The 24991-nt window shown below is 72.3% G+C and carries 26 protein-coding genes; 10 read left to right on the forward strand and 16 right to left on the reverse strand.

Annotated features, from left to right (window positions below):
- Positions 1-13 precede the first annotated feature (13 nt).
- Genes ACFYY1_RS17435 through ACFYY1_RS17450 form a run of 4 tightly spaced genes read right to left on the reverse strand, consistent with a single transcriptional unit; the run spans position 14 to position 3269 of the window.
- Positions 14-268, reverse strand: coding sequence for an acyl carrier protein (locus tag ACFYY1_RS17435; RefSeq protein ID WP_388585932.1), 255 nt, complete (start codon positions 266-268; stop codon positions 14-16).
- 10 nt (positions 269-278) lie between these two features.
- On the reverse strand, positions 279-1364 hold the full coding sequence (locus tag ACFYY1_RS17440; protein WP_388585933.1) for a beta-ketoacyl-ACP synthase III: 1086 nt from the start codon (positions 1362-1364) through the stop codon (positions 279-281).
- Positions 1361-2413, reverse strand: coding sequence for a 3-oxoacyl-ACP synthase III family protein (locus ACFYY1_RS17445; RefSeq protein ID WP_388585935.1), 1053 nt, complete (start codon positions 2411-2413; stop codon positions 1361-1363). Before ACFYY1_RS17445 ends, ACFYY1_RS17440 begins: the two co-directional genes overlap by 4 nt.
- A 46-nt stretch (positions 2414-2459) precedes the next feature.
- Positions 2460-3269 carry an arylamine N-acetyltransferase gene (locus ACFYY1_RS17450; protein ID WP_388585937.1) on the reverse strand — a complete coding sequence of 270 codons (810 nt, stop codon included), beginning with the start codon at positions 3267-3269 and terminating at the stop codon, positions 2460-2462.
- A gap of 355 nt (positions 3270-3624) precedes the next feature.
- Between ACFYY1_RS17450 and ACFYY1_RS17455 the strand changes: the two genes are divergently transcribed.
- From ACFYY1_RS17455 to fabG, 3 genes are all read left to right on the forward strand, one after another.
- On the forward strand, positions 3625-4080 hold the full coding sequence (locus ACFYY1_RS17455; protein ID WP_388585939.1) for a PaaI family thioesterase: 456 nt from the start codon (positions 3625-3627) through the stop codon (positions 4078-4080).
- A 16-nt stretch (positions 4081-4096) separates the two neighbouring features.
- Positions 4097-4654 carry a flavin reductase family protein gene (locus ACFYY1_RS17460; protein ID WP_388585942.1) on the forward strand — a complete coding sequence of 186 codons (558 nt, stop codon included), beginning with the start codon at positions 4097-4099 and terminating at the stop codon, positions 4652-4654.
- Positions 4655-4715: 61 nt separating this feature from the next.
- Positions 4716-5420, forward strand: a complete 705-nt coding sequence (gene fabG, locus ACFYY1_RS17465) for a 3-oxoacyl-ACP reductase FabG (protein ID WP_388585944.1) — start codon at positions 4716-4718, stop codon at positions 5418-5420.
- 78 nt (positions 5421-5498) lie between these two features.
- Here fabG and ACFYY1_RS17470 read toward each other — a convergent pair whose 3' ends face one another.
- The 5 genes from ACFYY1_RS17470 to ACFYY1_RS17490 form a co-directional block, all read right to left on the reverse strand.
- Positions 5499-5783 carry a hypothetical protein gene (locus tag ACFYY1_RS17470; protein ID WP_388585946.1) on the reverse strand — a complete coding sequence of 95 codons (285 nt, stop codon included), beginning with the start codon at positions 5781-5783 and terminating at the stop codon, positions 5499-5501.
- Positions 5780-6232 carry a MaoC/PaaZ C-terminal domain-containing protein gene (locus ACFYY1_RS17475; protein ID WP_388585948.1) on the reverse strand — a complete coding sequence of 151 codons (453 nt, stop codon included), beginning with the start codon at positions 6230-6232 and terminating at the stop codon, positions 5780-5782. The genes ACFYY1_RS17470 and ACFYY1_RS17475 overlap by 4 nt, the downstream gene beginning before the upstream one ends.
- Entirely contained in the window at positions 6229-6687 is a 459-nt protein-coding gene (locus ACFYY1_RS17480) for a MaoC family dehydratase N-terminal domain-containing protein (protein ID WP_388585951.1), read from the reverse strand. The genes ACFYY1_RS17475 and ACFYY1_RS17480 overlap by 4 nt, the downstream gene beginning before the upstream one ends.
- Positions 6684-8096 (reverse strand): class I adenylate-forming enzyme family protein, encoded by a 1413-nt coding sequence (locus tag ACFYY1_RS17485; protein WP_388585953.1) that lies wholly within the window; start codon positions 8094-8096, stop codon positions 6684-6686. Before ACFYY1_RS17485 ends, ACFYY1_RS17480 begins: the two co-directional genes overlap by 4 nt.
- 122 nt (positions 8097-8218) lie before the next feature.
- On the reverse strand, positions 8219-9328 hold the full coding sequence (locus ACFYY1_RS17490) for a 3-dehydroquinate synthase II family protein (RefSeq protein WP_388585954.1): 1110 nt from the start codon (positions 9326-9328) through the stop codon (positions 8219-8221).
- Between the two features lie 468 nt (positions 9329-9796).
- On the opposite strand from ACFYY1_RS17490, the gene ACFYY1_RS17495 reads away from it, so the two are divergent.
- From ACFYY1_RS17495 to ACFYY1_RS17505, 3 genes are all read left to right on the forward strand, one after another.
- Entirely contained in the window at positions 9797-11392 is a 1596-nt protein-coding gene (locus ACFYY1_RS17495) for a class I adenylate-forming enzyme family protein (protein ID WP_388585956.1), read from the forward strand.
- Complete coding sequence (gene hemA, locus ACFYY1_RS17500) at positions 11389-12618, forward strand: 5-aminolevulinate synthase (RefSeq protein WP_388585958.1); 1230 nt, start codon at positions 11389-11391, stop codon at positions 12616-12618. Before ACFYY1_RS17495 ends, hemA begins: the two co-directional genes overlap by 4 nt.
- A 140-nt stretch (positions 12619-12758) precedes the next feature.
- Positions 12759-14294, forward strand: a complete 1536-nt coding sequence (locus ACFYY1_RS17505) for a long-chain fatty acid--CoA ligase (RefSeq protein WP_388585960.1) — start codon at positions 12759-12761, stop codon at positions 14292-14294.
- Positions 14295-14362: 68 nt separating this feature from the next.
- Here the strand turns inward: ACFYY1_RS17505 and ACFYY1_RS17510 are convergent, their stop codons facing one another.
- The 6 genes from ACFYY1_RS17510 to ACFYY1_RS17535 form a co-directional block, all read right to left on the reverse strand.
- Positions 14363-15478: an LLM class flavin-dependent oxidoreductase gene (locus ACFYY1_RS17510; RefSeq protein WP_388585962.1), complete on the reverse strand. Its 1116-nt coding sequence runs from the start codon at positions 15476-15478 to the stop codon at positions 14363-14365.
- A gap of 46 nt (positions 15479-15524) precedes the next feature.
- Positions 15525-16247: a ketosynthase gene (locus tag ACFYY1_RS17515; RefSeq protein ID WP_388585965.1), complete on the reverse strand. Its 723-nt coding sequence runs from the start codon at positions 16245-16247 to the stop codon at positions 15525-15527.
- Positions 16248-16302: 55 nt separating this feature from the next.
- Positions 16303-17496 (reverse strand): beta-ketoacyl-[acyl-carrier-protein] synthase family protein, encoded by a 1194-nt coding sequence (locus tag ACFYY1_RS17520; protein ID WP_388585966.1) that lies wholly within the window; start codon positions 17494-17496, stop codon positions 16303-16305.
- Positions 17486-17749 carry a hypothetical protein gene (locus ACFYY1_RS17525; RefSeq protein WP_388585969.1) on the reverse strand — a complete coding sequence of 88 codons (264 nt, stop codon included), beginning with the start codon at positions 17747-17749 and terminating at the stop codon, positions 17486-17488. Before ACFYY1_RS17525 ends, ACFYY1_RS17520 begins: the two co-directional genes overlap by 11 nt.
- Complete coding sequence (locus tag ACFYY1_RS17530; protein ID WP_388585970.1) at positions 17746-18021, reverse strand: acyl carrier protein; 276 nt, start codon at positions 18019-18021, stop codon at positions 17746-17748. The genes ACFYY1_RS17525 and ACFYY1_RS17530 overlap by 4 nt, the downstream gene beginning before the upstream one ends.
- 81 nt (positions 18022-18102) lie before the next feature.
- The gene (locus tag ACFYY1_RS17535; RefSeq protein ID WP_388585972.1) at positions 18103-18939 is read right to left on the reverse strand and encodes a 2-amino-3,7-dideoxy-D-threo-hept-6-ulosonate synthase; all 837 of its coding nucleotides are present in this window, start codon (positions 18937-18939) and stop codon (positions 18103-18105) included.
- 260 nt (positions 18940-19199) lie between these two features.
- On the opposite strand from ACFYY1_RS17535, the gene ACFYY1_RS17540 reads away from it, so the two are divergent.
- From ACFYY1_RS17540 to ACFYY1_RS17555, 4 genes are all read left to right on the forward strand, one after another.
- Positions 19200-19982, forward strand: a complete 783-nt coding sequence (locus ACFYY1_RS17540) for a thioesterase II family protein (RefSeq protein WP_388585974.1) — start codon at positions 19200-19202, stop codon at positions 19980-19982.
- A gap of 156 nt (positions 19983-20138) precedes the next feature.
- Positions 20139-21632: an MDR family MFS transporter gene (locus ACFYY1_RS17545; protein ID WP_388585977.1), complete on the forward strand. Its 1494-nt coding sequence runs from the start codon at positions 20139-20141 to the stop codon at positions 21630-21632.
- A gap of 322 nt (positions 21633-21954) precedes the next feature.
- Positions 21955-22677, forward strand: a complete 723-nt coding sequence (locus tag ACFYY1_RS17550; RefSeq protein WP_388585981.1) for a BTAD domain-containing putative transcriptional regulator — start codon at positions 21955-21957, stop codon at positions 22675-22677.
- Between the two features lie 129 nt (positions 22678-22806).
- Positions 22807-23976 carry a winged helix DNA-binding domain-containing protein gene (locus tag ACFYY1_RS17555; RefSeq protein WP_388585983.1) on the forward strand — a complete coding sequence of 390 codons (1170 nt, stop codon included), beginning with the start codon at positions 22807-22809 and terminating at the stop codon, positions 23974-23976.
- Between the two features lie 46 nt (positions 23977-24022).
- On the opposite strand, the gene ACFYY1_RS17560 is transcribed toward ACFYY1_RS17555, so the two are convergent.
- A complete protein-coding gene (locus tag ACFYY1_RS17560; RefSeq protein ID WP_388585986.1) occupies positions 24023-24865 on the reverse strand; it encodes a response regulator transcription factor in 843 nt (280 codons plus the stop codon).
- Positions 24866-24991: the final 126 nt, after the last annotated feature.

Below are 24991 nucleotides of genomic sequence, written 5' to 3' on the forward strand. Positions count from 1 at the left end.
GCGGGGCGGCGGCTCATTCCGGGATCGCGCCGTGCTCCAGATAGGCGACGGCGCGGCCCACCGTGCTCAGCCGGTCGAAGACCTCGTTCGGCACCTCGACGCCGAAGCGGCGCTGGACCAGGACGAACACGGACACGATCGACAGCGAGTCGAGTTCCAGGTCGTCGACGAACGAGGACTCCAGGGCCACCTGGTCGGCCGGGATCTCGGCGACCTCGTCGAGGATCTCCTTGAGGATCTGCAGGGTGTCGCTCTGAACGGTGCTCATGGTCGGTCTCCTAGCGGATGTGACGGGTGTCATCGGTGGGTTCGGGAGGCGCGGCGGCCGGTACGGGCGCGGTCACCGGCGCCGAGGGCAGCCGGATCACCTGGCCCGCCCAGACGAGGCCGGTCCCGAAGGACAGCAGCAGGGCGAGGCCGCCGGGCTTCGCGGCGCCGGTGGCGAGCATCTCCTGCATGGCGAGCGGGATGGACACGGCGGAGGTGTTGCCGTGGGTCTCGATGCTGCGGGCCACCGAGACGTGGTCCGGCAGCTTCAGTTCGCTGACCAGCTGGTCGGTGATCCGGGCATTGGCCTGGTGCGGGATGAAGGAGTCGAGCGCGTCGGTGCTCACCCCGGCACGTTCCAGGGCGCGCTCGGCGACCGGGCCGAGGTGGTACGCGGCCCACCTGAACACCTCGCGGCCGTTCATGGTGATCCGCGGCCAGGGGACGTCCGGGGCGTCCCGCAGCGCGCTCCAGGGCGCGCTCTGGCGGATGGTGTCCTTCTGGGAGCCGTCCGAGCCCCAGGCGACCGGGCCGATGCCGGCCTGCCCGCTCGGGCCGACGACGACCGCGCCGGCGCCGTCACCGAACAGGAAGGCGGTGCCCTTGTCCCGGGTGTCGGTCAGCTCGGACAGCCTTTCCACCGCGATCAGCAGGACGTACGGGACGCTCTTGGCGGCCACCATGTCGGAGGCCAGGGCGAGGCCGTAGCAGAAGCCGGCGCAGCCCGCCGAGATGTCGAACGCGCCGGGCGCCGATGCGCCGATCCGGTCCGCGACCCCGGCCGCGAGCGAAGGGAACTGGTGCAGGTGCGAGACGGTCGAGACGATGACGCAGCCCACCTGGTCCGCGGTGATCCCGGCGTTCTCCAGGGCCCGTTCGGCGGCGGTGGCGGCCATGAACTCCACCGTCTCCGACGGGTCGGCCCAGTGCCGCAGCCGGATGCCGGAACGGCTGCGGATCCACTCGTCCGAGGAGTCGATCCGCTCGCAGATCATCGCGTTGGTGACCGGCCGCGAAGGCAGGTACGTACCGAGTCCCAGCACACCGGTCGCCGCGCCGCGCAACGTCGCGGCAGCCGCGGTCGAGGAGGTGCTCACGACGCGACCGCCACGGGCTCGAAGTCCTCCGGACCGCACCAGCGCACCAGCGCGGCGCCCATGCTGAAGCCGGAGCCGAACGCGGTCAGCACCACCTGGTCACCGGGGGAGAGCCGGCCGAGCTCCTCGGCCTCCCTGAGCACCAGGGGCACACTGGCGCCCGAAGTGTTCCCGTACTTCTGGATGTTGATGACCGTCCGGTCCATCGGCACACCGAGCTCGCGCATGATCCCCTGCAGGATGTACAGGTTCGCCTGGTGCAGCGCGAAGAGGTCGATGTCCTCGGCGGACCTGCCCGAGGTGTCCAGCAGCTCCTGGATGAACCCCGGCACCCGGCCGACCGCGAACCGGTGCACGGCCTTGCCGTCCAGCGCGCCGAAGTTGTCGCCGAAGCCGCTGCTCATGGGGGTTCCGTCGCGGCGGTGGCGCTTCTCACGGGCCACCCAGACCGATTCGTAGCCGGACGGGTCGCTGCGCAGCAGCGTGGTACCGATGCCGCGGTCGGGGGTGCAGCGCTCCAGGAGGTAACAGGCCGCTCCGTCACCGAAGATGACCGCCGGCCCGGGGTCCTTCCAGTCCATCGTGCGGGTGCTGACATCCGCCATCACCACGGCGACCCGGCGGAACTGGCCGGTGGCGACGTACTTCGCGCCCACGTCCAGGGCGAACACCCCGCCCGGGCAGGCACCGCTGTTGATGTCGAAGCCGGTCGCGCCGGTCGCACCCGCCTTGCGGATGACGAGCATCGCGGTGGGCGGCGTCATGTTGTCCGGCGTGTACGTTCCGCACACGACCAGGTCGACGTCGGCCGGAGTGATCCCCGAGCGGTCGCAGGCGTCCAGCAGCGCCGCCGTGCCGAGATCCGAGGTCCACTCGCCCTCGGCGGCCATCCGGCGGTTCTCCACGCCGATGTTCGCCCGGATCCAGTCGTCCCGCGTCAGGAGGATCTCCTCCAGATCGGAATTGCTGAGATTCTTCTCCGGCAGATAACGGCCGATGGCCCGGATGCCCACGCCCCAGGGTCGCTCTTCGGTGCCCGAACTATTCATGATTGGTCTGCAACTCACTTTCCAAATGGAGAAGTCGAACGCGGGATCAGACGATTCGGCGCCGGGATTCTCGACGGTTCGCCCGTGCCTTCTCCCAGGCGGCGACCGCCTTTTCCACCAGATGCGGATGTCCGTGCAGCACCTCGGCCAGGGCCCGCTCCGCCTCGGCGGAATCGGCGAGGAACTCCATCTCCTGCCGGCCGCCCCGCGCGCGCAGGAAGTTGTCGCCCATCACCACGAGCTTCCCGTCGGGCAGCACCCGGGAGCAGAGCACCGTCCCCGCGAGCGGCGAGTCCTCGGTGGTGCGGTGGAAGTCGACGATCCAGGCGTAGTCGGCGACTTCCAGGTGCTCGTGGCCGATCCGGTAGACCGGTGCCCAGCCCCCGTCCGCGCCGGCGCGCAGCACGGTGCGGTAGCCGTCGCGTTCCACCATCCGGAACCGCCAGCCGTCCTGCTCCTGCGGTTCGTCGGCCAGCAGCAGCGGCTGGGGCGGGGAGAGCATCAGGAAGCCGACGTCGACCAGCCAGCTGTGCCCCTCGGCCTCGACGACGAGTGCCAGATGGTCCCAGTGCGGCCACCACTCGTTGCTGACCCGCCACATCTGGCCGGCCACCAGACGCACCCCGAACCCGAGGGTGCGCAGGAACTCGCCGAACAGGGGAGTGGTCTCCAGGCACGTCCCGCCACGCCGCCGGCGCACCACCCGGTCGAAGGTGTCCGCGAGATCCAGCGTCGGCACCTCGCCGTCGAGCGTGTCGAGCATTTCGTACGGAATCGCGAGCAGATGGGCCGAGCACAATTCCCGCAGGCATGCGGCACTCGCCTCCAGCGGCCCGTCGTATCCCAGGCGGCGCACGTACTCGTTCCACGGGAACGCGTCGGAACCCGAAGACGTGGACGAATTGGATGCGGCGGATTCCAAGGGATTCTCCGATGGCTGTGGATACGGGAGTCACGAGGTGACCGGCCTTTGTCGTGATGAAGTCTCGGGGGAGTGCGGCGCCGTCATAAGACCCGACTGCCCTGACCGAAGGGGCAGCCCGATGACCCTGCCCCCGCGGTGAGATTCGGGCAGCTGGATCAGGTCTTGGCGGCTCCCGCGGGGCGGGCGACAGTACGCAGGACACCGGTCGGCGGTGGGGACTTCGCCCGCCGTCGGACGGGATCCGCGGTCGTCCCGCGGAGTGACCCGCGACCCTGGAGAGGCGACGATGAACAGCAACGCCGTGGAAGCGGACGGGGCCGGCACGGCCCGGCGCCCGGCGAACCGGAGCATCCTGTCGGTGCCGCCCGAGCTGGCCGACGAGCAGCTGATCGCCCGGATGGGCATCGAGATCACCTCGTGGGACGCCGACCGGATGGTCGGCACCATGCCGGTGGCCGGCAACCGTCAGCCGTTCGGCTGGCTCCACGGCGGCGCCAACGCCGTCCTCGCCGAGACGCTCGGCTCGCTGGCCGCCGGAATGCACGTGGCACCCCGTGGCGCGGTCGCCGGGCTCGAACTGTCCTGCACGCACCACCGGTCGGCGCGCAGCGGACTCGTCACCGGAGTCTGCACGCCGCTGCACCGGGGTGACCGGGTGGTCACCTACCAGGTCGAGATCACCGACAGCAGGGGCCGGCTCACCTGCACGGCAAGGCTGACCTGCCTGATCAGCAAGCGCTGAAACGAGAGGCGGTTCCATGTCCACGCACACCGCGCGGCGCGCGGGCGCCACCGCAGGTCACGACCGCGAACGGGGGACGGGGCCGGAGCGGACCGACTTCCGCCGGGCGATGGGCCTGCTGCCCACCGGGGTCGCCGTGGTCACGGTCGGCTGCGGCGAGCAGACGGAGGCGGTGACGGTCGGTTCGCTGCTGTCCGTGTCGCTGGACCCGGCGCTCGTCCTGGTGAGCCTCGGCTCGACCGGGCGTCTGGTCGAGGCCATCGACCGGGTCGGCGGCTTCGCCGTGAACGTCCTGACGACGGATCAGAGCGACCTGTCCGCCTGCTTCGCCTCCCACGACCGGCCGCACGGCAGGGGAGCCGAGGAGCGGCTCGGGGGAGTGGCCGGTGCCAGTGGGCACGTGCTGCTCCGTGACGCGGTGCTCTCGATGGAGTGCCGCACCGAGCACCGCTATCCGGGCGGCGACCACGTGCTGTTCCTCGGCCGGGTCGACGCACTGCACACGGCCCGAGCGGCCGGATCGCCGCTGGTGCACCACCGCGGCGCCTACACCTCGCTGAAGGACCCGTGCTGAGCCCGGCCCGGCCGGCCCCAGGCGCGTCCTTCGGAGATCCCACGACGAAGGAGCGGAACAGATGGCACGTTCGGTACTGGTCACCGGTGGCAACCGAGGCATCGGCCTGGCCGTCGCCCGCAGGTTCGCGGCGAACGGGGACAAGGTGGCCGTCACCCACCGGGGCTCCGGCGCCCCCGACGGCCTGTTCGGCGTCAAGTGCGACGTGACGGACGGCGCGGAGATCGCCAGGGCCTTCGCCGAGGCGGAGGAGGCCCACGGACCGGTCGAGGTGGTGGTGGCGAACGCCGGCATCACCGAGGACGGCCTGCTGATGCGCATGGGCGACGAGCAGTTCCGGCGGGTGCTCGACACCAACCTCGGCGGCGCCTTCCGGACCGCCCGGCAGGCGGCCACCGACATGGTCCGGCTGCGGCGCGGGCGGATGGTCTTCATGTCCTCGGTCGCCGGGCTGCACGGATCGGCGGGCCAGGCCAACTACGCGGCGGGCAAGGCGGGAATGGTCGGCCTGGCCCGATCGCTGGCCCGCGAGTTCGGGCCCAGGGGCATCACCGTGAACGTGGTGGCTCCCGGTCTCATCGACACCGACATGAGCGCGAGCCTCAGCGAGCAGCGACGGAAGGGGATCGTCGCACAGGTGCCACTGGGCCGCACCGGCACCGCGCAGGAGGTCGCCGGGGCGGTGTTCTGGCTGGCCTCGGCCGAGGCGGCCTATGTCACCGGAGCCGTGATCCCGGTCGACGGCGGACTGGGCATGGGGCACTGAGACCTGGGACACGGGTACGCGGCGGTGGCCGGCGGATTCTTCCGCCGGCCACCGCCGCGTACGCGCAACCCGTGCCTCTCAGCGGCCGCCGTCCGCCCCCTCGGACCGGCCGAGTCCGAGCAGCAGCAGGGCGATCGACGCGCCGCGCCGTCCCAGTGCGCCGTGGTAGCCGCGCAGCATCGCGTTCTCGCCGGTGAGGTCGGTCCGCGGGCCGCCGGCCTTCCGGCGCAGCTCATCGAGTTCGTGCGCGGCCTCGGCGCGGGTCCGGATCAAGTGGATGAGCGCGGTGTCGAGTTCGCCGAGGCGCTCGCGCTCCCGCGCGATCCGGGTGTGCAGGGCCTCGGCCGCGCGCGTCTCGCTCATGCCGGCTCCCCGTGGCGCGCCGGGAGGCGGACGAGCGCGTCGCCCCGCACGGCGAGCGGGCCGTCGACGATCCGGACCGTCACCCCGAGTCGGGCCCGGCGCTCGACGCCGTGGCGCCCGGCGGCCTCCTCGATGGCCTTGACCACCCCGGTGCAGCGCAGTCGCCCGTGCACCGGGGCGGGGGCCGAGAAGCGGACCCGGAAGGAGAGCAGGTCCCCGACCGGCACCCACTCGGTGAGCAGCCGGCCGAGCAGGGCCATCGACAGCATGCCGTGGGCGATGACGTCGTCCAGCCCGGCCGCACGCGCGGCGTCGCTGTCGATATGGATCGGATTGTGGTCGCCGGAGGCGCCTGCGAACAGGGCCAGCAGCGTCCTGGTGATCCGTTGCTCGGGCAACTCCGGCAGCTCGGTGCCGACTTCGGCCGTCGACAGGCTGAACTCCGTCATGCGGACTCCTCGTCCGGCACGGGGCGGCGGACCGCGATCACCTGGTGCAGCTCGGCCACCGGTTCGCCCGCGGCGTCGGTGACGGAGGTGTCGCGCACGACGAACTCCAGCGCGCCGCCCTGCCGGGAGTACACATCGGTGATGACCGGGGCGAAGGTGAGCCGGTCGCCCGCGTGGACCGTGCGATGGTAGGTGAACCCCTGTTCCACGTGCAGGACCCGGGAGAGGCCGACGCCGATCGCGTTCAACAGATCGGGGGCGGCTTCGAGGTCGAGGCCGAAGAGGAAGGTGGGCGGCACGGGCAGGTCCGGGTGCCCGGCGGCCCGCGCGGCGGCCGGATCGACGAACACGCCGTCGGCCGCCCCCAGGACCCGGCCGAAGAACTGAAGGCGACCGCGTTCCACGGTCACCGTGACGGGATCGGGACCCGTCCCCACGACACTGCGGTCGATCACCGGGCCACCATCCGCCTGCTGTGCTCCCGCGCGGTGTGCAGCAGCTCCCGGTTGCGCACCAGCTTGCCGTTGGAGGTGCGCGGCAGCCCCGTCCGGAAGTGGAACGCCTTGGGGATCTTGTGCGGGCTGAGCCGTTCCTTGCACCAGGCCAGCAACTCGGCCCTGGGCAGGGTCCGTTCCACCACGAGGTGGGCCTCGATGGCCTCGCCGTAGACGACCACCACCTCGGCTACGGCGGGGTGCTCCGCCAGCACCGACTCCACCTCCGTCAGATCGACCTTGAGCCCGCCGATGGCCACCATGGTGTCCGTGCGTCCGGTGATCTCCAGCACGCCGGAACCGGCCCGCACCGTGCAGCGGTCGCGGGTGCTCAGCCAGCCGTCCACGTACCGGTCGTCGGCGTCGGCGTGCAGGTACGGGTTCTCGGGCAGCCGTACCCGCAGGGTGCCGTCCACCACCCCGGTCCGGATGCCCGGCGCCGGCAGTCCCACCGCCGGCGGCGCGTCGCGCCCGGTCAGGTCGGTGGCGATGATGCCGGTCTCGGTCATGCCGTACGCCTGGCCGATCCGCACCCCGTACCGCTCCCGGAAACGGTCGTAGGTCTCGACGGGCAGGATCTCCCCGCCGGACACGGCGAGCCTCAGGTCCGGCAGCGCGGGAGCCTCCGCGACCCGGCCGAGCAGGTCGAAGTGGGCGGGGACGCCGAGCACGGCGTTCACCCGGTGCTCGCCCGCCACCCGCAGCAGCTCCTTCAGCCGCAGACTGCCGACGAAATGCAGCTCGACGCCCGCGGCCAGCGCGTGCAGCACCCCGCCGATCAGGCCGAAGGAATGCGCCAACGAGCTGAGCAGCAGCACCCGTTCACCGGCACGCGGCATGTCCGGCAGCAGCCCGAAGCGGGCCACTTCGCCGCTCAGCGATGCACCGGTGCGCCCGATCACCTTGGGCAGGCCGGTGGAGCCGGAGCTGAACTGGATCAGCCGGTGGGGGCCCTGCGCCGCCCGGCCGGCGGGCCGGCGTTCCACCACGACCTCGCACGCGTCCCGGAACGGGGTGAAGGGCTGCGCGGACGTGCCGGAGGTGAGCCAGAACTGCGGCTCGCACAGCTCCAGCAGCCGGCCGGTCTCGGCCGGAGTGAGCCGCGGGTCGAGCAGCATCACCTGCGCGCCCGCCGTCCACAGCGCGAACAGCGACCACAGCAGCGTGAAGCTCGGCAGCACCTGAACGGCCACCGTGCTGCCCGCGGTGACCCCGTGCGCCTCCAGTATCCCGCGGGCACGGGACACCTCGTCCCGCAGCGCCTCACGGCTCACCTCGGTCTGCCCGTGCACGGCCCAGGTCCGGCCCCGGTGGTCAGGATCCGACAGCAGCGCGCCGAGCCATGTCCCGAAGTCCGTTTCGCCCGTCATCACACCTTCCTTTCCTCGGATTCAGGCGCGGCCCCCGGATGCGGCCGGAGGCCGGGTCGTGCCGGTGCGGGCCCCGGTCCCCCGTGCGGAACGGGAAGGACCGGGGCCCGCACCGGCCGCTCCTACTTCTCGATGCAGAATTCGCCCACGGGCCAGCCGACGTGACGCTTGTCCGTGGCGAGGTACCCGAGCAGCTTGTCGCCGGGCTTCAGCTCGGTGCAGTTGAGCACGGCCGCACCGGGGCCCAGGACCCGTACGTGCCAGTCGTCCTGGAGGGCCAGACTGACCTCGGTGCCGTCGTCGGCCTTCGCCCGGACGGTCAGCAGCGGACGGGACTCCAGCTTCACCCGGCCCACGACGATCCGGCGGGTGCGACCGTCCGCGGTGACCCCCAGCACGGTGCTGCCGGCCTTCAGCTCGCTGAGGTAGTTGGTGCGGTTGTCCGCGCCCATGACGTACGAGTGCAGGGCACCGGCGTTGACGCGGAACGGGCGGGTCGGCATGTACGGCAGCGGGTGGGTCTCGCTGACGCACAGCACGAAGCCGTGCGCGTACGAGCCGACCAGGATGCCCTCGTCCTTCTCGAAGTGCGTGCAGGTGTCGACGCAGACCCGGTCGCCCAGGCCGTTGTGCTCGATCGACTCCACCGTGAGCGTGGTCAGTTCGAGGTCCGGTGTGGTGGACCCGAGCAGTGCGGTCAGGCCGAAGACGTCGTTGGCGTCCTTGGGCGCGAGCAGCAGGCCGTCCGAACCCTTCTCCAGGACGTCGACGATGATGCCGGCCTCCTCCAGGTCGCCCGCCTCGCAGATCAGCCGCCCGGCGCTCTTGTCCGCCGCCGCGATCACGATCTCCAGCGGGATCTTGGTCGGGTCGCGGAACCTCACCACGGTGTACGCCAGCGCCTGGGCGGCGGCGCAGGCCACCTTGAGGGTGGCGTCGTCGACCACCTCGACGAAGGCGCCGGAGGCGTCCCCGGCGGTCAGCTTCAGCTTGTCCAGCTCCGCGGCGGACGCGATCGGGGTCAGCACGAGGTCGGCGACGTCTCCTGCCTCCGGCGGGAGCACCGCGCCGGGCTCGGCGAGCAGGACCTTCTGGACCGTCGGAGGCAGCGTCGCGAGCGTGTCCAGGCGGTCGTCGAGAACGCCGGCGAGCCGGGCGTGGACCGCGGCGTCGACGACGGCCTCGCGCTGTTCCGCAGCGGTGGTACGGAGGTCAACCCAGGCGAATTTCAACGAGATCATCCTTACTGCGCAGGTCCGGCGGTGTCCGCCGACGGTGGTGGGCCGGTGTCCGAGTGCCCGGCGGTACGAGGGCCCCTCGTCGGGATCGGGCCGGATCCGGACGAAGGACCCGAGGTGCCTTCCGGGGGTGGACTCTTCCAGCGGACACCCGCCCACGACAGGGTCGATAGGGCTGCTCGACCGGGCCCTGACCGGCGGGACGACACCCTGACCGATCAGCCACCTCCATCGTGCTGCCGCCGCCGAACCCCCCGGACGCGGCACCGCGCGGACACCGGAAGACAGCCCCTGACCTGCGGCGACACCCTCCACCACCGGGAAGTGCGCCCTGGTCGGCCGCCCGATCGGGCAGGCCGTCCGAATCTTCTCGCCCTCCTTCGGCGCCGGAATGCTGGCCTGGCGCCGCGGAGGACCGCGACGCCCGGTCCAGAAGCAGTCGCCCACCGAATCGAGGTCACCATGGTTGTTCCGGACGGCTGGTGGAGCCGGCACCTGGGCTACGCGGCCCGCATCATGTCCGCGCTCGACGCCGACCCCGACCGCACCGCCGTGCACTGGCGGGGGCGGCCCGTCCCGGCGGGGGAGTTCGCCCGCACGGTCACCGGCGCCGCCCGCACCCTCGGGGAGCTGGGCGTGGGGCCCGGCCGCGTGGTCGCCGTCCTGGTCGCGCCCAACAGCCCGGACATGCTCGCCGTACGCTACGCGGCCCATCTGCTCGGCGGCGCGGTCTGCTACCTGCGCTCCACCAACCCCGGAGACACCTCCCACGTACTGTCCGCCGAAGCCCAGCTGCGCATCCTGCTGGACACCTCCGCCACCGTGCTGTTCACGGACCAGGAGCACGCGGAGCGCGCCCTGCTGCTCGCCGACCGGGCGCGCGGCCGGATCGCCGTCACCGGTTCCGGTGTGCACGGGGCAGGGTTCGTCCCGCCGGCCACCGGGGCGCGGGACACGGCGGCCGCGGTCTGGGAGCCGGAGGCGCTGGCGCTGATCGCGTTCACCAGCGGCAGCACCGGGCGGCCCAAGGGCATCAGCCTGCCGGCCCGTGCCTGGGACAGCGTGGTGTCGGCCACCGGCGCGTCGATCGGCGAAGGAGACAAGGCCAGGCTGCTGGTCACCACCCCGCTCAGCCACACCGTCGGGCCGATGGCCGACGCGGTGCTCGCCGCGGGCGGCGCCGTCCACCTGCACGAGGAACTGGACGCGGACGCGGTGCTGCGGACCGTCGCCGAGCACCGGATCACCCGGACCTTCCTGGCCACCACTCACCTCTACCAACTCCTCGACCACGCCCGGACGAAGGACCACGACCTCGGCTCGCTGCGTCAGCTGATCTACAGCGGCAGCGCCGCCGCCCCGGCCCGGATCGCGGAGGCGAACAAGGTGTTCGGCCCCGTTCTGGTGCAGGGCTACGGCACCAGCGAGGGCGGCCGGATCACCCTGCTCGATCCCGGCGACCACCAGGACCCGGGCCTGCTGAACACGGTGGGCCGTCCGTTCCCCGAGGTGGAGGTCACGATCCGCGACCCGGACACCGAACGGGAACTGACCGCCGGGACGGTGGGCGAGGTCTGGGTGCGCTCGCCGCACGTGATGGCCGGCTACTGGTCGGACCCCGCGCTCAGCGCCCGGGTGCTGCGCGACGGCTGGTACCGCACCGGCGACATCGGCCGCTTCGACGAGCGCGGATACCTGCATCTGCTGGACCGGGCCGCGGACGTCGTCAAGACCGACGGCGTCAAGGTCTACCCGGCCGTCGTCGAACGCGAGCTGCTGGCGGTGCCCGGGGTGGCGCAGGCCGCCGTGTACGGCGTCCGTGACCTGGACAACGTCGAGCATCTGCATGCCGCGATCGTGCCCCGGCCGGGTGCGCGGGTCACCGTCGAGGACGTCCGCTCGCGCATCGGCACGGCCCTGTCCCCCCTGCACGTGCCCGAGGCGGTGCTGCTGCTGGACGAACTGCCGCTGAACGCCTCGGGCAAGCCCGACAAACCGCGGCTTCGGTTGCGTGAATCCGTACCGGCTCCCTACACGGAGAGTGAGTTGACCCGATGAACAAGCACCTGGACTTCTTCGCGCGCGAGATGGAGGAATTCGGCGCCCGGCGCCGGGAGTTCCTGGAGATCGGCCGACGCGCCGGCCGGTTTCCGAGTGCCGTGGCGCGGCAGGGGCAGGACGGCACCGACGTGGAGATCAGCGTCTGGTGCAGCAACGACTACCTGGGCATGGGCCAGAACCCGTTCGTCCTGGAAGCCATGAAGAACGCCGTCGACGCCTTCGGCGCCGGATCCGGCGGCTCCCGCAACATCGGTGGCACCAACCACTACCACGTCCTGCTGGAGAACGAACTGGCGGCGCTGCACGGAAAGGAGGAAGCGCTGATCTTCCCCTCCGGCTTCACGGCCAACGACGGCGCGCTGACCGTGCTGGCGGGCCGGGCGCCCGGCACCCTCGTCTTTTCCGACGAGCTGAACCACGCCTCGATCATCGACGGGCTGCGCCACTCCGGGGCCGAGAAGCGGATCTTCCGCCACAACGACATGGCGCACCTGGAGGAACTGCTGGCCGCCGCGGACCCGGAGCGGCCCAAGCTGATCGTGCTGGAGTCGGTGTACTCGATGTCCGGCGACATCGCGCCGCTCGCCGAGACGGCCGCCCTGGCCCGCCGTCACGGGGCGACCACCTTCATCGACGAGGTGCACGCGGTCGGCATGTACGGCCCGCAGGGCGCGGGCATCGCCGCCCGCGAAGGCATCGCCGACGAGTTCACCGTGGTCATGGGCACCCTGGCCAAGGGCTTCGGCACCGCCGGCGGCTACATCGCCGGTCCCGCCGCGCTGATCGACGCCGTCCGCAACTTCTCCCGCGGCTTCATCTTCACCACCTCCATCCCGCCGGCCACCGCCGCGGGCGCCCTCGCGGCCGTCCAGCACCTGCGCTCCTCCGAGCGCGAGCGCACCCGGCTCGCGGCCAACGCCGGTCTGCTGCACCGGCTGCTCAAGGAGCGGGACATCCCGTTCGTCTCGGACCAGTCGCACATCGTGTCCGTCTTCGTCGGCGACGACGGCCTGTGCCGGCAGGCATCCGCCCTGCTGCTGGAGCGGCACGGGATCTACGTCCAGCCGATCAACGCGCCGAGCGTGCGGGCCGGCGAGGAGATACTCCGGGTCGCCCCGTCCGCCACCCACACCACGGGCGACGTGGAGAAGTTCGCCGAGGCGGTCGACGGCATCTGGCGGGACCTCGGCATCCCGCGCGCGCAGGAGCGGGCCGGGCGCTGACCCGCTCCGCGGCCCGCCGGGCCCGTGCGGTGCTCCACACGTCGGCGCCGGCCGGACGGGTCACCCCCGTCCGGCCGGCGCCGACGCCTTTGGCTGACCCGGCGGCGGTCGCCGGGCAACGATCGACGAACGGAGTCCTGATGTCTCTCTCGGTGGCGGCGGTCCTCGCCGAGTCCGCGGCACGGCGACCGGACCATCCGGCGCTGATCCTCGGCGATCATGAGCTGACATATGCTCAACTCTGGTACCAGGCAAGGAAGTACGCGACCGTGCTGGCCGACCGGGGGGTGGGTCCGGGCGACCGGGTGGCGCTGCTGCTGCCCAACACGGAGCACTTCCCGATGGCGTACTACGGGGCCCTGGCGATCGGGGCGGTCGTGGTGCCGGTGCACACCCTGCTCAAGGCCGACGAGATCGCGTACGTCCTGGGCGACTGCGGCGCCGGTGTGCTGGTCTGTGCCGGGCCACTGCTGGAAGAAGGCCGCAAGGGCGCCGAGATGGCCGGAGTGCCGGTTCTCACCGTCCTCGACGAGGAGGGGCCGCGGGGGTCCCGGCTGGACGCGCTCGCGGAACCGGCCGCCCCGCTCGCCCACTTCCTGCCGCGCCGGCCCGACGACCTGGCGGTGGTGCTCTACACCTCGGGCACCACCGGACGTCCCAAGGGCGCCATGCTCACCCATCTCAACGTCACGATGAACATCGGCGTGACGATGCTCTCCCCGTTCGACTTCACGGCCGACGACGTCCTGCTCGCCGTCCTGCCGCTGTTCCACACCTTCGGCCAGATCTGCGGCATGGGTGTCTGCTTCCGGGCCGGCGCGACGATGGTGCTGACGTCCGGTTTCGACGCGGCAGGGACGCTGGACCTGATGGTGCGCCGCCGCTGCACGGTGTTCATGGGCGTCCCGACGATGTACATGGCCCTGCTCGACGCTGCCGCGCGCGACCCGCGCCGGCCCGCCCTGGACCGGGCGTTCTCGGGGGGATCGGCACTTCCCGTGACGATCCTGGAGGAGTTCCAGCAGACCTTCGGCTGCACCGTGTACGAAGGCTACGGACTCACCGAGACCTCGCCCGTGGTCGCCTACAACCAGCGTGCCTGGCCCCCGCGCCCCGGAACCGTCGGCAAACCGGTCTGGGGCGTCGACGTGGAGATCGCCAGGGCCGATGTCGAGGGCCGGATCGAGATGCTGCCGGCCGGGGAGGTCGGCGAGATCGTGATCCGGGGGCACAACGTGATGGCCGGCTACCTCAACCGGCCCGGGGCCACCGCCGAAGTGCTGGTGGACGGCTGGTTCCGCTCCGGCGACCTCGGCGTCAAGGACGAGGACGGCTACCTCAGCGTCGTGGACCGCAAGAAGGACATGGTGCTGCGCAACGGGTACAACGTGTACCCCCGGGAGATCGAGGAGGTGCTGATGCGCCATCCCGCCGTCGCCCAGGTGGCCGTCGTGGGTGTGCCGGACCCGCGCCACGGCGAGGAGGTCTGCGCCGTGGTCGTCGCCGGTCCCGGATCGTCTCCCGGCGCCGCCCTCGGGGCGCGGCTCGTCGACTGGAGCAGGGAGCGGATGGCGGCGTACAAGTACCCGCGCCGGGTGGAGTTCGTGGACGCGCTGCCGCTCGGCCCCAGCGGCAAGGTCCTCAAGCGGGAACTGGTGGCCCGGTACGGTGGCTGACCCCGTGAACGCGCTGTCCCGCCCGTGCTCCGGAGCACGGGCGGGACAGCGCGTTCACAAGGCCGCCGCTACCGGGCGGCGGCGCGCTGGGCGCGGGCCTGCTCGGCGACCCACCCGTACGACGCCGTGACGCCGTCCAGCGAGCCGTTGAACCGGGGCGCCACGAAGCGGGCGAACAGCTCGAAGCTGCGCTTCATCGCCTCCCGGTCCGCCCAGTCCAGGACGTTCACCAGCAGCCGGCCGAATCCGCCGGTCGCCTCCTGCACGTCGCGTACCGCGTCGATGCACTCGTCGACCGAGCCGACGATCGTGCTGCGCCGGTCGATCAGCTCGGCCAGGGCCTTTCGGGCCTCCGTCCGCGAGTGCACCGGCGGTGTGCCGAGCAGCGCCCAGTACTCGTTGCGGTAGCGCATCCAGCCGTCGACGAGGTCGTCGAGCGCCTGCTCGCGGCTGTCCGCGACGTGCACCGACAGGGCGACCCGCCAGTCGGCCCGGTCGATCGTGCGTCCGTGCTCGGCCGCCGAATCCACGGCGTGCTGCCACTGGGCGGCCAGGTCGTCGACGGAGGAGCCCGGCCGGGGCGGGACGCCGAAGGAGAGCGGGGCGGCACCGTACTGTCCGGCCAGCCGCATGCCGAACGGGGAGACGGCGCTGGAGACCGCCAGCGGCGGGCCGGAGGCCCGGCGCGGACGCAACTGCAGCCGGGCGTCGTGCAGTTCGAACCAGTCGGTGACCCGGGTGACCGGTTCGTCGCCGGTGAGCAGGCGGTGGATCACGTCCAGCGACTCGGCGGTGCGACGGCGGGTGTCCGCGGGGTCGATGCCCAGGAAGTGCATGTCGGACGGGATCGAGCCCGCGCCGACCCCGAGGGTGAAGCGCCCGCCGGTCAGATGGTCGAGCTGCACGGCCCGCGAGGCCACCATGAACGGGTGGTGGTAGGGGAGGCTGACGACCCCGGTGCCGAGCCGGATGCGCCGGGTCCGCTCGGCCGCGGTGGCGATGAACAGCTCGGGCGAGGAGATCGTCCCCCAGCCGGCCGAGTGATGTTCGCCGACCCAGAGCTCTTCGTAGCCCAACTGGTCGAGCCACTCGGCGAGTTCGAGGTCGCGCCAGAGGCTCAGTGCCGGGTCCTCGCCCAGCGGGTGGAGTGGTGACAGGAAGGCGCCGAAGCTGATTCTTTCCACGGGACGCTCCTTGTGCGGTTGAGTGGTCGGGGGATCGGACGGGGGATCAGACGGTGGGCCGCGGCCCGGCCGCCGGGCAGAGCGCGACCAGCGGGGCCAGCCAGCCGTACTCGGCCGGCAGGGGTGCGGCGGGGGGCGGGGCCGGCGAGGGCCCGTCGGCGTCCGGGCCGCGCCGGAGCAGCAGTGCGACGACGGCGTCCCCTTGCGGCAGCGGGCCCAGGGGGTACGCCCCGTCCAGGTGGTCGCGCACCCAGCCGACGCGCTCGGCGGCCGCGATGTCGACGCCGATCAGCAGCACCTGGTCGAGCCAGTCGTCCTCCAGCATGACCCCGGCCAGCTCCAGTGCCCGCGGAGCGAGTTCCCCGCCGTCCGAGACGCAGCTGACCGGGCCGGTGATGCCGTAGCGCTTGCTGACGTGACCGAGCACCGAGGTCGTCACCGACTGGAAGAAGAGCAGTGGGCTGTGCACCTGCCCGGCGACCATGCGCCGGGTGGCGGTGTCCGTCGTGGTGATGTCCCCGCAGGCGGTGGCGAGCACGATCGCGGTCCGCTCGCCGCGTCCTGCCACCGGGCCTGAGTCGTCCTGCGGTCCGCCCAGGCAGGCGTCCACGGCCGCGGCGACCAGCGGACTGAACCGCGAGGTCACGAAGCCGGGGACGTTGGGCAGCTCGACCGGTGCCGCACCGGGCAGGCCGTCGGCGGCCGCTCCCCAGGGCGCCCGGCAGGCCCCGGCCACGACGGCCATCGGCTGTACGAGCGGCATCGTCATCTGGTTCCTCCCGTGGAGCTGTGACGGAACGGGCGCCGGCGGCCGGTCACCGCGCTCACACCCGCTTCAGCACGAGTGCGGCGTTGACCCCGCCGAACGCGGCGTTGAGCGAGAGCGCGTGGGTGACCTCGGCGGGCCGGGCCCGGTTCGGGACGTAGTCCAGGTCGCAGGCGGGGTCCGGCTCCTGGTAGCCGATCGTGGGCGGCAGCACGCCGTCGCGCAGCGCGAGCAGAGTGATCACCGCCTCCACGGCGCCGGTGGCCTCCAGCATGTGACCGGTGCTGCTCTTGGTCGAGCTGACCGGTACGCGGGGCGCGTGTTCGCCGAAGACGCCGTGCAGCGCGGCCGTCTCCGCCACGTCGTTCAGAGGGGTGCCCGTCCCGTGCGCGTTGACGTAGCCGATGTCCTTCGGCGCCAGCCCCGCCCGGCGGAGCGCGGCGTTCGCGGCCCGTGCCAGGCCCTCGCCGCGCGGGTGCGGTTTGACCACGTGGTACGCGTCGGCCGCCATGCCCCAGCCGGCCAGTTCGGCCAGCACCTCGGCGCCGCGGGCCCGTGCGTGTTCGACGGACTCCAGCACCAGGACCGCGGCGCCGTCGCCCTGGAGCAGACCGGCCCGGCCCGCGGCGAACGGGCGCACCACGCCCTCCTTGCTGAGCGCCCGGCCGGAGTCGAACTTGGCGAAGACGTCCTCGGTGACCAGATACGCGCCGCCGCAGACCACGGTGTCGGCCGAGCCCCGCCGGATCAGCTCGGCGCCGTACGCGATGCTGTTGGTCGAGGCGACGCAGGCGTTGACGAAGGCCAGGCGCGGGGAGCCCAGGCCGAATGCCTCGCCGATCCGCCGGGGCAGTGCCGCCGGCAGGCTGTCCAGGACGCGCGGGTCGGTGCTGTCGCGGCCCTCGGCCTGGTCCGTCCAGAACGTCCGGGCCGCCGAGTGGTCGCCGTTGGTGCCCAGCAGGACGGGGGCGCCGAGGGCGTCGGTGCCCGCGACCCGGAGCGCTTCCGCGGTGCAGGCGTGCAGCACCTCGGCCTGGGTCGGTGTGTAGCCGGGCTTGACCACGACGCCCGGAATCTCCGGCCCGGCGCCCTCGAAGGTGGCGGCCCGGCCGGCGTGGAAGGGCGTCGGGTCGAAGCGGCTGACGGGGACGAAGCCGGGCCTGCCCCCGAAGACGCCGCGGCGCAGGGCGTCGGCGCCGAATCCGAAGGCCGTCAGGACTCCGTAGCCGGTGATCGCCACCTCATGAGGCACGGCCGGCCTCCTCCCGGCCGGTTTTGGCGGACCGCAGCCGGAGCACGTTGCGGTGCAGCGCTCCGACGGAGTCGCTCGCGCCCAGCGTTTCCTCGTCCTCCTCCGCGACGAGGATCCCGTGGCGTTCCTCCAGGAGATGGATCAGCCAGGTGAACGCCAGTGAGTCGAGGACCAGTTCGGTGCCGCTGTCCCACTCGCCGAGCGGCAGGCCGCTGTCCTCCAGGAGCCGGACGAGCTCCGCTTCCGTGATCACCGGGCCACGCTTTCCGCCGTCGCCGTGCGCCGGTCGACCACGGTCCGCACGAAGGCGCCGAGGTCCGGGACGAGGGCGGGGTCGAGCTCTTCCTCGGGCAGCTCGATGCCGTACCGGCCCTCCAGCTGGAGCACCAGCTCGATCGTGGCGAGCGATTCCAGGCCCAGGCCCTCTTCGCCGAGCGGCAGGTCGTCCTCGATCTCGGCGGGCAGCGGGAGGTTGATCACGTCCCTGATCACGGTCAGGATGAACTCGCGGGTCTCTTCATACATGGGGTGTCTCCGTCGGTGGTTGTCCGAGGCGGTGGGCCGGCCGGGGGCCGGATGCTGCGCGATGCCCGCGGCCTGTCCCGCTCAACGGACCGGTACGGGCCGGGCCGGGTCGAGCGGGTCCGCGGGCAGGGAGTCGTGTTCGGCGCCGGCCGGGGCCTGGTGGACCACGGCCGAGAGCGCGCGGATCACGCGGGCGGGCGAGCTGCTCTCGAAGAAGGTGCGGCCGATGGCCAGACCGGCGCAGCCGGCCGCCATCACCCCGGTGGCGTACGCGACCGGATCGACACCGGGATTGCTCGGACCGCCTGCCGCCAGCACCGGTATCGGGCAGCTCTCCACGACGTCCGCCAGCCGCTCCAGCGGCGTCGCCCAGGTCGTCTTCACCAGGTCGGCGCCGAGGTCGGCGGCCACGTTGACGACGTGGGAGAGCAGCGCCGGATCGTGCGGATCGGCGATCCGCGGACCGCGGGGATACACCATGGCCAGCAGCGGTACGTTCCAGCGCCGGCAGGCGTCGGCCACCGAACCGAGGTCGGCCAGCTGGCGGCTCTCGGTCTCGGAGCCGATGTTCACCTGCACGCTCACCGCGTCGGCGCCCAGCCGGACGGCCTCCTCGACATCGCCGACCAGCACCTTGGCATCCGCGTCGCGGGCGTGCGCCGTGCTGGCGCTCAGGTGCACGACCAGGGAGCAGTTCCGCAGCAGGCCCGCCTCGATGCTCGCCGCTCGCCCCTTGTGCACCACGACGGCGTCGGCGCCGCCCTCGACGGCCGTGCGGACGAGTCCGTTGAACCGTGCGGCGGGGACGATGGGACCGTCCGCCACCGAGTGATCCATGGGGACGAAGAGGAATCGTTCGTCGCAGTGCCGGGACAGCCGCGCCAGGCGGACCGCCGTCCCTCCGGAACTTGGTCTCATGATCCACCCTTCAGCACAGGAAGTTGACGTTCGCGGGTCGAGTCTCACCCGGTGCGCCGGTGCTGTTACCCCTCGAACGGACTGCTCCTGTGATGGCCTGTGGCGGCTCTCATCGAGGTACCCGACCGGTCAGGTCGTACCGGCCCGCCGCTCGGCCTGCTCGTCCGCCGCTGTTCCGGCGGTGCGGGCGGGTGGAACGCTCGGGAGGAGACCGTCCTGTCGGTGACGGTGTCGGTACCCGGACAGGGAGGGGCGGCCGGATGGCGGCGGGGACGCGGGCGAGGACGGACGGAACACGGAATCCCTGGCTCCGGCAGCTGCCCGGCCAGGGTGCGGCGGGGCGGGTCCGGTTGATCTGCCTGCCGTACGCGGGCGGCGGCGCCGGGGTCTACCGCGACTGGCTGAACGCGGGGCCGGACTTGGGGGTGGAGGTCCTCGCCGTGCGGCCGCCCGGACGTGAACAGCGGTTCGGGGAGGCGCCGTTCGACGATGCGCGGTCCCTGGCCGAACGCCTCGCCGTCGTACTGGAGCCGTATCTGGACGGTCCGTACGCCCTCTACGGGCACAGCGTGGGCAGCGTCGTCGGTCTCGCCCTGGCGCACGAACTGGCACGCTCGCCCCGGTCGCGGCAGCCGCTCGGGCTGTTCGTCGGGGCCGGCGTCGCACCGGACGTGCTGCGTCCGCAGCCGGAATGGAGCGGTTCGGACGCCGAACTGACCGAGTGGCTGCGGCGCACCGGCGGCACGCCCGGGAGTGTGCTGGCCCGGCCGGGGCTGGTGGCGCGGGTGCTCCCGGCACTGCGGGCCGACCTGGCGATGGCGGCCGGATACCGCAAGCGGCCGGGTGAGCGGCTGACCGTGCCGATCCGGGGATTCGCGGGAGCCGCCGACCCGATGGCCACCGCGGCGGCGATGGCCGGCTGGGGCGCCGAGACCACGGCCCGGTTCCAGCTCTCACAGGTGCCCGGCGGCCACTTCTTCCTGGCGGAATCGGGCCGGCACGTGCTTGCCCGGATCGCGGAGCAGCTGCACGCCGCGGCCTGACGGGAGCCCTTCGGACACACCCGGAGCGCTCTATCCAACACCTGTTGCACAGATGACAGGTGTTGTGGAAGCATGGCGCTCCAGGGCAAGGTCCACGAGGGAAGGCCAGTTGTGAAAGCGAAAAAGGCTCCGGTCGAGGCTGCTGGGTCCGACCGTGTGACTCCAGAACTCTGGTGGCTGAGCGGCATCATGGCCTTGGGCGGCTTCGCCAGCCTGCTGGACGCGACGATCATCAACGTCGCCATCGGGCCGCTCGCCAAGGTGTTCGACTCCGACCTCGCCACCGTTCAATGGGTGGTGACCGGGTACCTGCTGGCCATCACCGCGGCGATCCCGATGAGTGGCTGGGCCACGGCCCGGTTCGGCGCGAAGCAGACGGTCATCTTCTCGCAGGTCGTCTTCCTGGTCGGCTCGTTGCTCTCCGGACTGGCCTGGTCCGCGTCCAGCCTGATCATCTTCCGGGTGATCCAGGGCATCGGCGGCGGCCTGGCGGTCCCGGTGGGCCAGGCGCTGCTCGCCCAGGCGGCGGGGCCCAAACGGCTCGGCAGGCTGATGTCCATCGTCACCATCCCTGCCCTGTTCGCCCCGCTGATCGGCCCCTCGCTCGGCGGCGTGCTCATCGACCACCTCAGCTGGCGCTGGATCTTCTTCATCAACGTCCCGTTCTGCGTCGTGACCATCGCGCTCGTGCTGGCCAAGGTGAAGAACGTCGTCGCCCCCTCGGCCGGAGCCCGGCTCGACCTGACCGGCCTGGTGCTGCTGCTGCCCGGCCTGGCCCTGCTCGTCTACGGACTCTCCGAGGCCGGCTCGGCCGGTGGCTTCGGGTCCGGCAAGGTGATCGGCGGCCTGGTGGCCGGCGCGGTGCTGCTGGTCGCCTTCGGCGTGCGGGCGCTGCGCATCCGCACGGAGGGCCTGCTGGACCTGCGGCTGTTCAAGGTCCCCGACTTCAGGTCCGGCACCCTGGCCGGTTTCCTGATGAGCATGGCGATGTACGGCGTGCTGATCCCGTTGCCGATGTACTACCAGGTCGTGCGGGGCACCAGCGTGCTGAATTCCGCGCTGCTCCTCCTCCCGCAGAGCCTGGGCTACCTGCTGGCGATCGTCCTGATGAACGCGCTCACCGCCCGGCTCGGTGTCCGCAACCTGACCATCATCGGCATCGTGCTGGCCCTGGTCGGCACCGTCCCGTACGCGCTCATCGACGCCCACCCGGATCAACTGCTCCTGGGCGCCACCCTGGTGGTCCGTGGCTTCGGCCTGGGCGCCTCGATGATGCCGACCATGACGATCGCCTTCGCGAGCGTTCCGAAGGAGACCGCGCCGAGCGCGACCAGTGCGTTCAACGTCTTCCAGCGGGTCGGTGCCTCCCTGGGCACCACGATCCTCGCCGTCGTGCTCCAGCAGCAGCTGAAGGACGAACTGCCCGCGAACGTGCACTCCCTCGGTCAGGTGGAGCCCGGCGGGACGGTCGCCCGAGGTCTGGCTGAATCCTTCGGCGCGCCGTTCTGGTGGGCGATGCTCTTCACCGCCCTCGCCCTGCTCCCGGCCTTCTTCCTTCCGGGACGGCGGCCGGCCGCCGACGCCTCCGCGGGCGGTGCGCCCGACGTCCCGCCCGCACGGGAGAGCGAGAGCGCGATCCTGGCCGACTGACCGCCTCCGGTCGTCTCATGAGCTGCCGTCGGCGCACGGGCCCGTGCGCCGACGGTGTCGGCATGCCGACCCGCGCGTCCCCGGCTACGCGCCGGCGTGCGGCCCCGAACGGCGACAGGTGTCGTCGACTTCTTGCCATATTCCCCAGGGGGGTCGCCCGGACGGTGGTCCGGTTGCAAGGATGGAGGCGGGATGGCGTGGGGTTCGAGTGGGACGAGTGACGCGATTCCGGAATGCTCGGCCGTCGGCCCCTCACGCTCGTCATGGGGGGCGAAGAATGTGTGATTTTCGGGTTCTCGGGGCGTTGGAGATACTCGATGGATTGACGTGGAAGTCCGCGGGAGGACCGAAGGTCCGGATACTCCTCGCAGTGCTGCTCGCTGCCGCCGGCCGGACCATATCCATCGATCGGCTGGTCGAAGAGCTGTGGAGTCCCGGTTCGCATCCACAACGGGACCAGCGCAATCTGGTCCAGCAGTATGTGATGCGGCTGCGCCGCCAACTCGGTGACCTGGACCGCACGGTGCTGGTCACCAAGGCCCCCGGCTACCGGCTGGTCTTCGACCCGGCACGACTGGACGCCTGTCGTTTCGAGGCCCTCCATGCCGAGGGCCAGGCACTGTTCGCCTCGGGCGCCTACGAGAAGTCGTTCACCGTCCTGGGCAGCGCCCTCGAACTCTGGCGCGGCCCCGCCATGGAGGACGTCCCGGTCTCGCCCACCGTCCGCACCGAGGCCGAACGGCTCGAAGAGGCCCGCCTCGCCGCGGCGGAACTGCGCATCGACGCCAGCCACCGGATCGGTGGCCACATCGCCACTCTCGCGGAACTCCGCGCCCTGCGCGACGGCAATCCGCTGCGGGAAGGGCTCTGGGAGAAAGAGATGACCGCGCTTGTCGAATCCGGCCGCCGGGCCGAGGCCCTCGACGTCTACCAGCGCGCGCGCCGGGTGTTCCAGGACGAGCTCGGCCTCGAACCCGGCACCGCCCTGCGCGATCTCCAGCAGCTCATCCTCACCGACGGCGGCGCCGGCAGCGGGCGTTTCTAGAGGGCCGTGCCCGGTCCCCGGCGGGCGGGCGGCGACAGCTGCTCGCCCGGGACTCCCGGCCGCGCCGGCCACAGGCCCCGTTCCCCGATGAGGACCGCACCTGTCCGCAAGGGCGCGTAGCGTGCGGCCATGGCCGTCAGAACGAACCCCGCCGCACCCGCCGTACTGTCCCCCCGCGCGCTGAACCGCGCCACGCTGGAGCGGCAGTTGCTGCTGCGCCGCACCGCGATGTCCGCGAAGGACGCCGTGGAGCACCTGGTCGGCCTTCAGGCACAGAACACCAGACCGCCCTACTACCAGCTCCACGCCCGCCTCGACGGCTTCGACCCGGCCGAGCTCGCCGAGCTGATGGAGTCCCGCGAGGTGGTCCGCATCGTCACCCTGCGCTCCACCATCCACCTGCACACCGCCGCCGACGCGCTCACCCTGCGCCCGCTGGTCCAGCCGGCCCGCGACCGGGAGCTCAACAGCTTCCGCAAGGGGCTCGTCGGGGTGGACCGGGACCGGCTCCGGTCGCTCGCCAGGAAGTTCGTCGAGGAACGGCCCCGTACGCTCAAGGAGATCCGCGAGGCGCTGCACGCCGAGTGGCCCGACGCGGACCCGCAGTCCCTGGGCGTGGCCGCCCGCTGCCTGCTGCCGCTGGTCCAGGTCACCCCGCGCGGGGTGTGGGGCAGGAGCGGCCAGGTCGCGCTGACCACCGCCGAGCACTGGCTCGGCACCCCATCACAGCCGGCCTCGGCGCCCGATGCCGCGGTGCTGCGCTACCTCGGTGCCTTCGGGCCGGCCTCGGTGAAGGACATGCAGAGCTGGGCCGGGCTGACCCGGCTGCGGGAAGTGTTCGAGCGGCTGCGGCCGCAGCTCATGACCTTCCGGGACGAGAACGGGACCGAGCTCTTCGACCTGCCGGACGCCCCGCGCCCGGACGAGGACACCCCGGCCCCGCCGCGCTTCCTGCCCGAGTTCGACAATGTGCTGCTCGGCCACGCGGACCGGACGCGCGTGATCCCGCCGCCGTTCCACGGGCGCAACGGCAACGGCAACCAGTCGTACGGCACGGTGCTCGTCGACGGGTTCCTCGCGGCGGTCTGGCGGCTGGGCGAGGGCAGCGGGCGTCCGGGCTCCGGGGCGGCGGCGCTCACCGTGCAGCCGCTCGGCACCCTGAGCCGGGCGGAGCGCGACGCGGTCGCGGAGGAGGCCGTACGGATGCTCTCCGTCATGGCGCCGTCGGCGGGCGGCAGCGACGGGCACGACATCCGGTTCGCGACGTTCATCGACTTCGGGGACCGAGGCACGCGGTGAGGCACGCGATGAGAGGTGCGGTGATCCGGGCCGTGCGGGACATCCCTCACGGCAGCAGCCCCGCGCGCCGGGCCGCCACCACCGCCTGAAGCCGGGTGTGCGCCCCCAGCTTGCGCATCGCCGAACGCAGATAGCCCTTCACCGTCTCCGGCCGCAGCCCGAGCCGCTCCGCCGCCACCGCGTTGGTCGCCCCCGCCGCCACGCAGGCCAGCACGTCCAGCTCGCGCGGCGCCAGCTGCACCCCGGAGGGCTTGGCCGTCCGGGCCCCGGCCGCCGAGGCCAGCAGCCCGCACACCGCGAGCAGCTCGTCGCGCAGTGCCGGGTCGACGACCTTCGGGACCAGGGCCCGGAGCTCGCGATGGGCCTCGCGGACGTCCTCCCACGCCTCCGGGGCCGCCCTCGGGTCCGTGACCTGCTCCCGGGTCACGGACAGCAGCTGCTGCACCTCGTCCCGCACCACCAGCGCCTGTTCCACGTCGCGGGCGGCGGCGACCGCCGCGTCGAACGTGCGGTCCCCGAGCGTGATCGGCTCGCGCAGCGCCCCGTACAGCACCCCGCGCACCCTGCGCCGCACCACGACCGGGACCGCGACCACCGAGCGCAGACCCTCCTCCGCGACCGCCAGGTCGTACTCGTGGCTGATGTGGCGAGAGGAGTGGTAGTCGGTCACCGCGCACGGCCGGGACAGCGCGATCGCCTTGCCGCCGAGCCCGCTGCCCGCCGAGATGACGAGCCCGCGCAGCACGCTGGTCTGCGCCCCGTTCAGCTCGGCGATCCGGGCATGACGGGCATCGGCGAGCAGCCCGCCGAAGGCCACCGGCAGCCCACTGGTCCGGCGCAGCCGCAGCAACGCCGCCTGCATCTCGACCGCATCGACGGATTCCGGCACGCTGACGCCTTCCTGCCCTGGCTCCGGGGGGCTCGGCCACCCCCTCGATGCACCCCCGTTCGGGGGTGGTGAGACCTGGGTCACTGTTTACATGATGTTAAGTGACCGGTCCGGTCCGCAATGAGG

The sequence above is a fragment of the Streptomyces sp. NPDC001890 genome (genome assembly GCF_042891445.1).
Classification (GTDB): Bacteria; Actinomycetota; Actinomycetes; order Streptomycetales; family Streptomycetaceae; genus Streptomyces.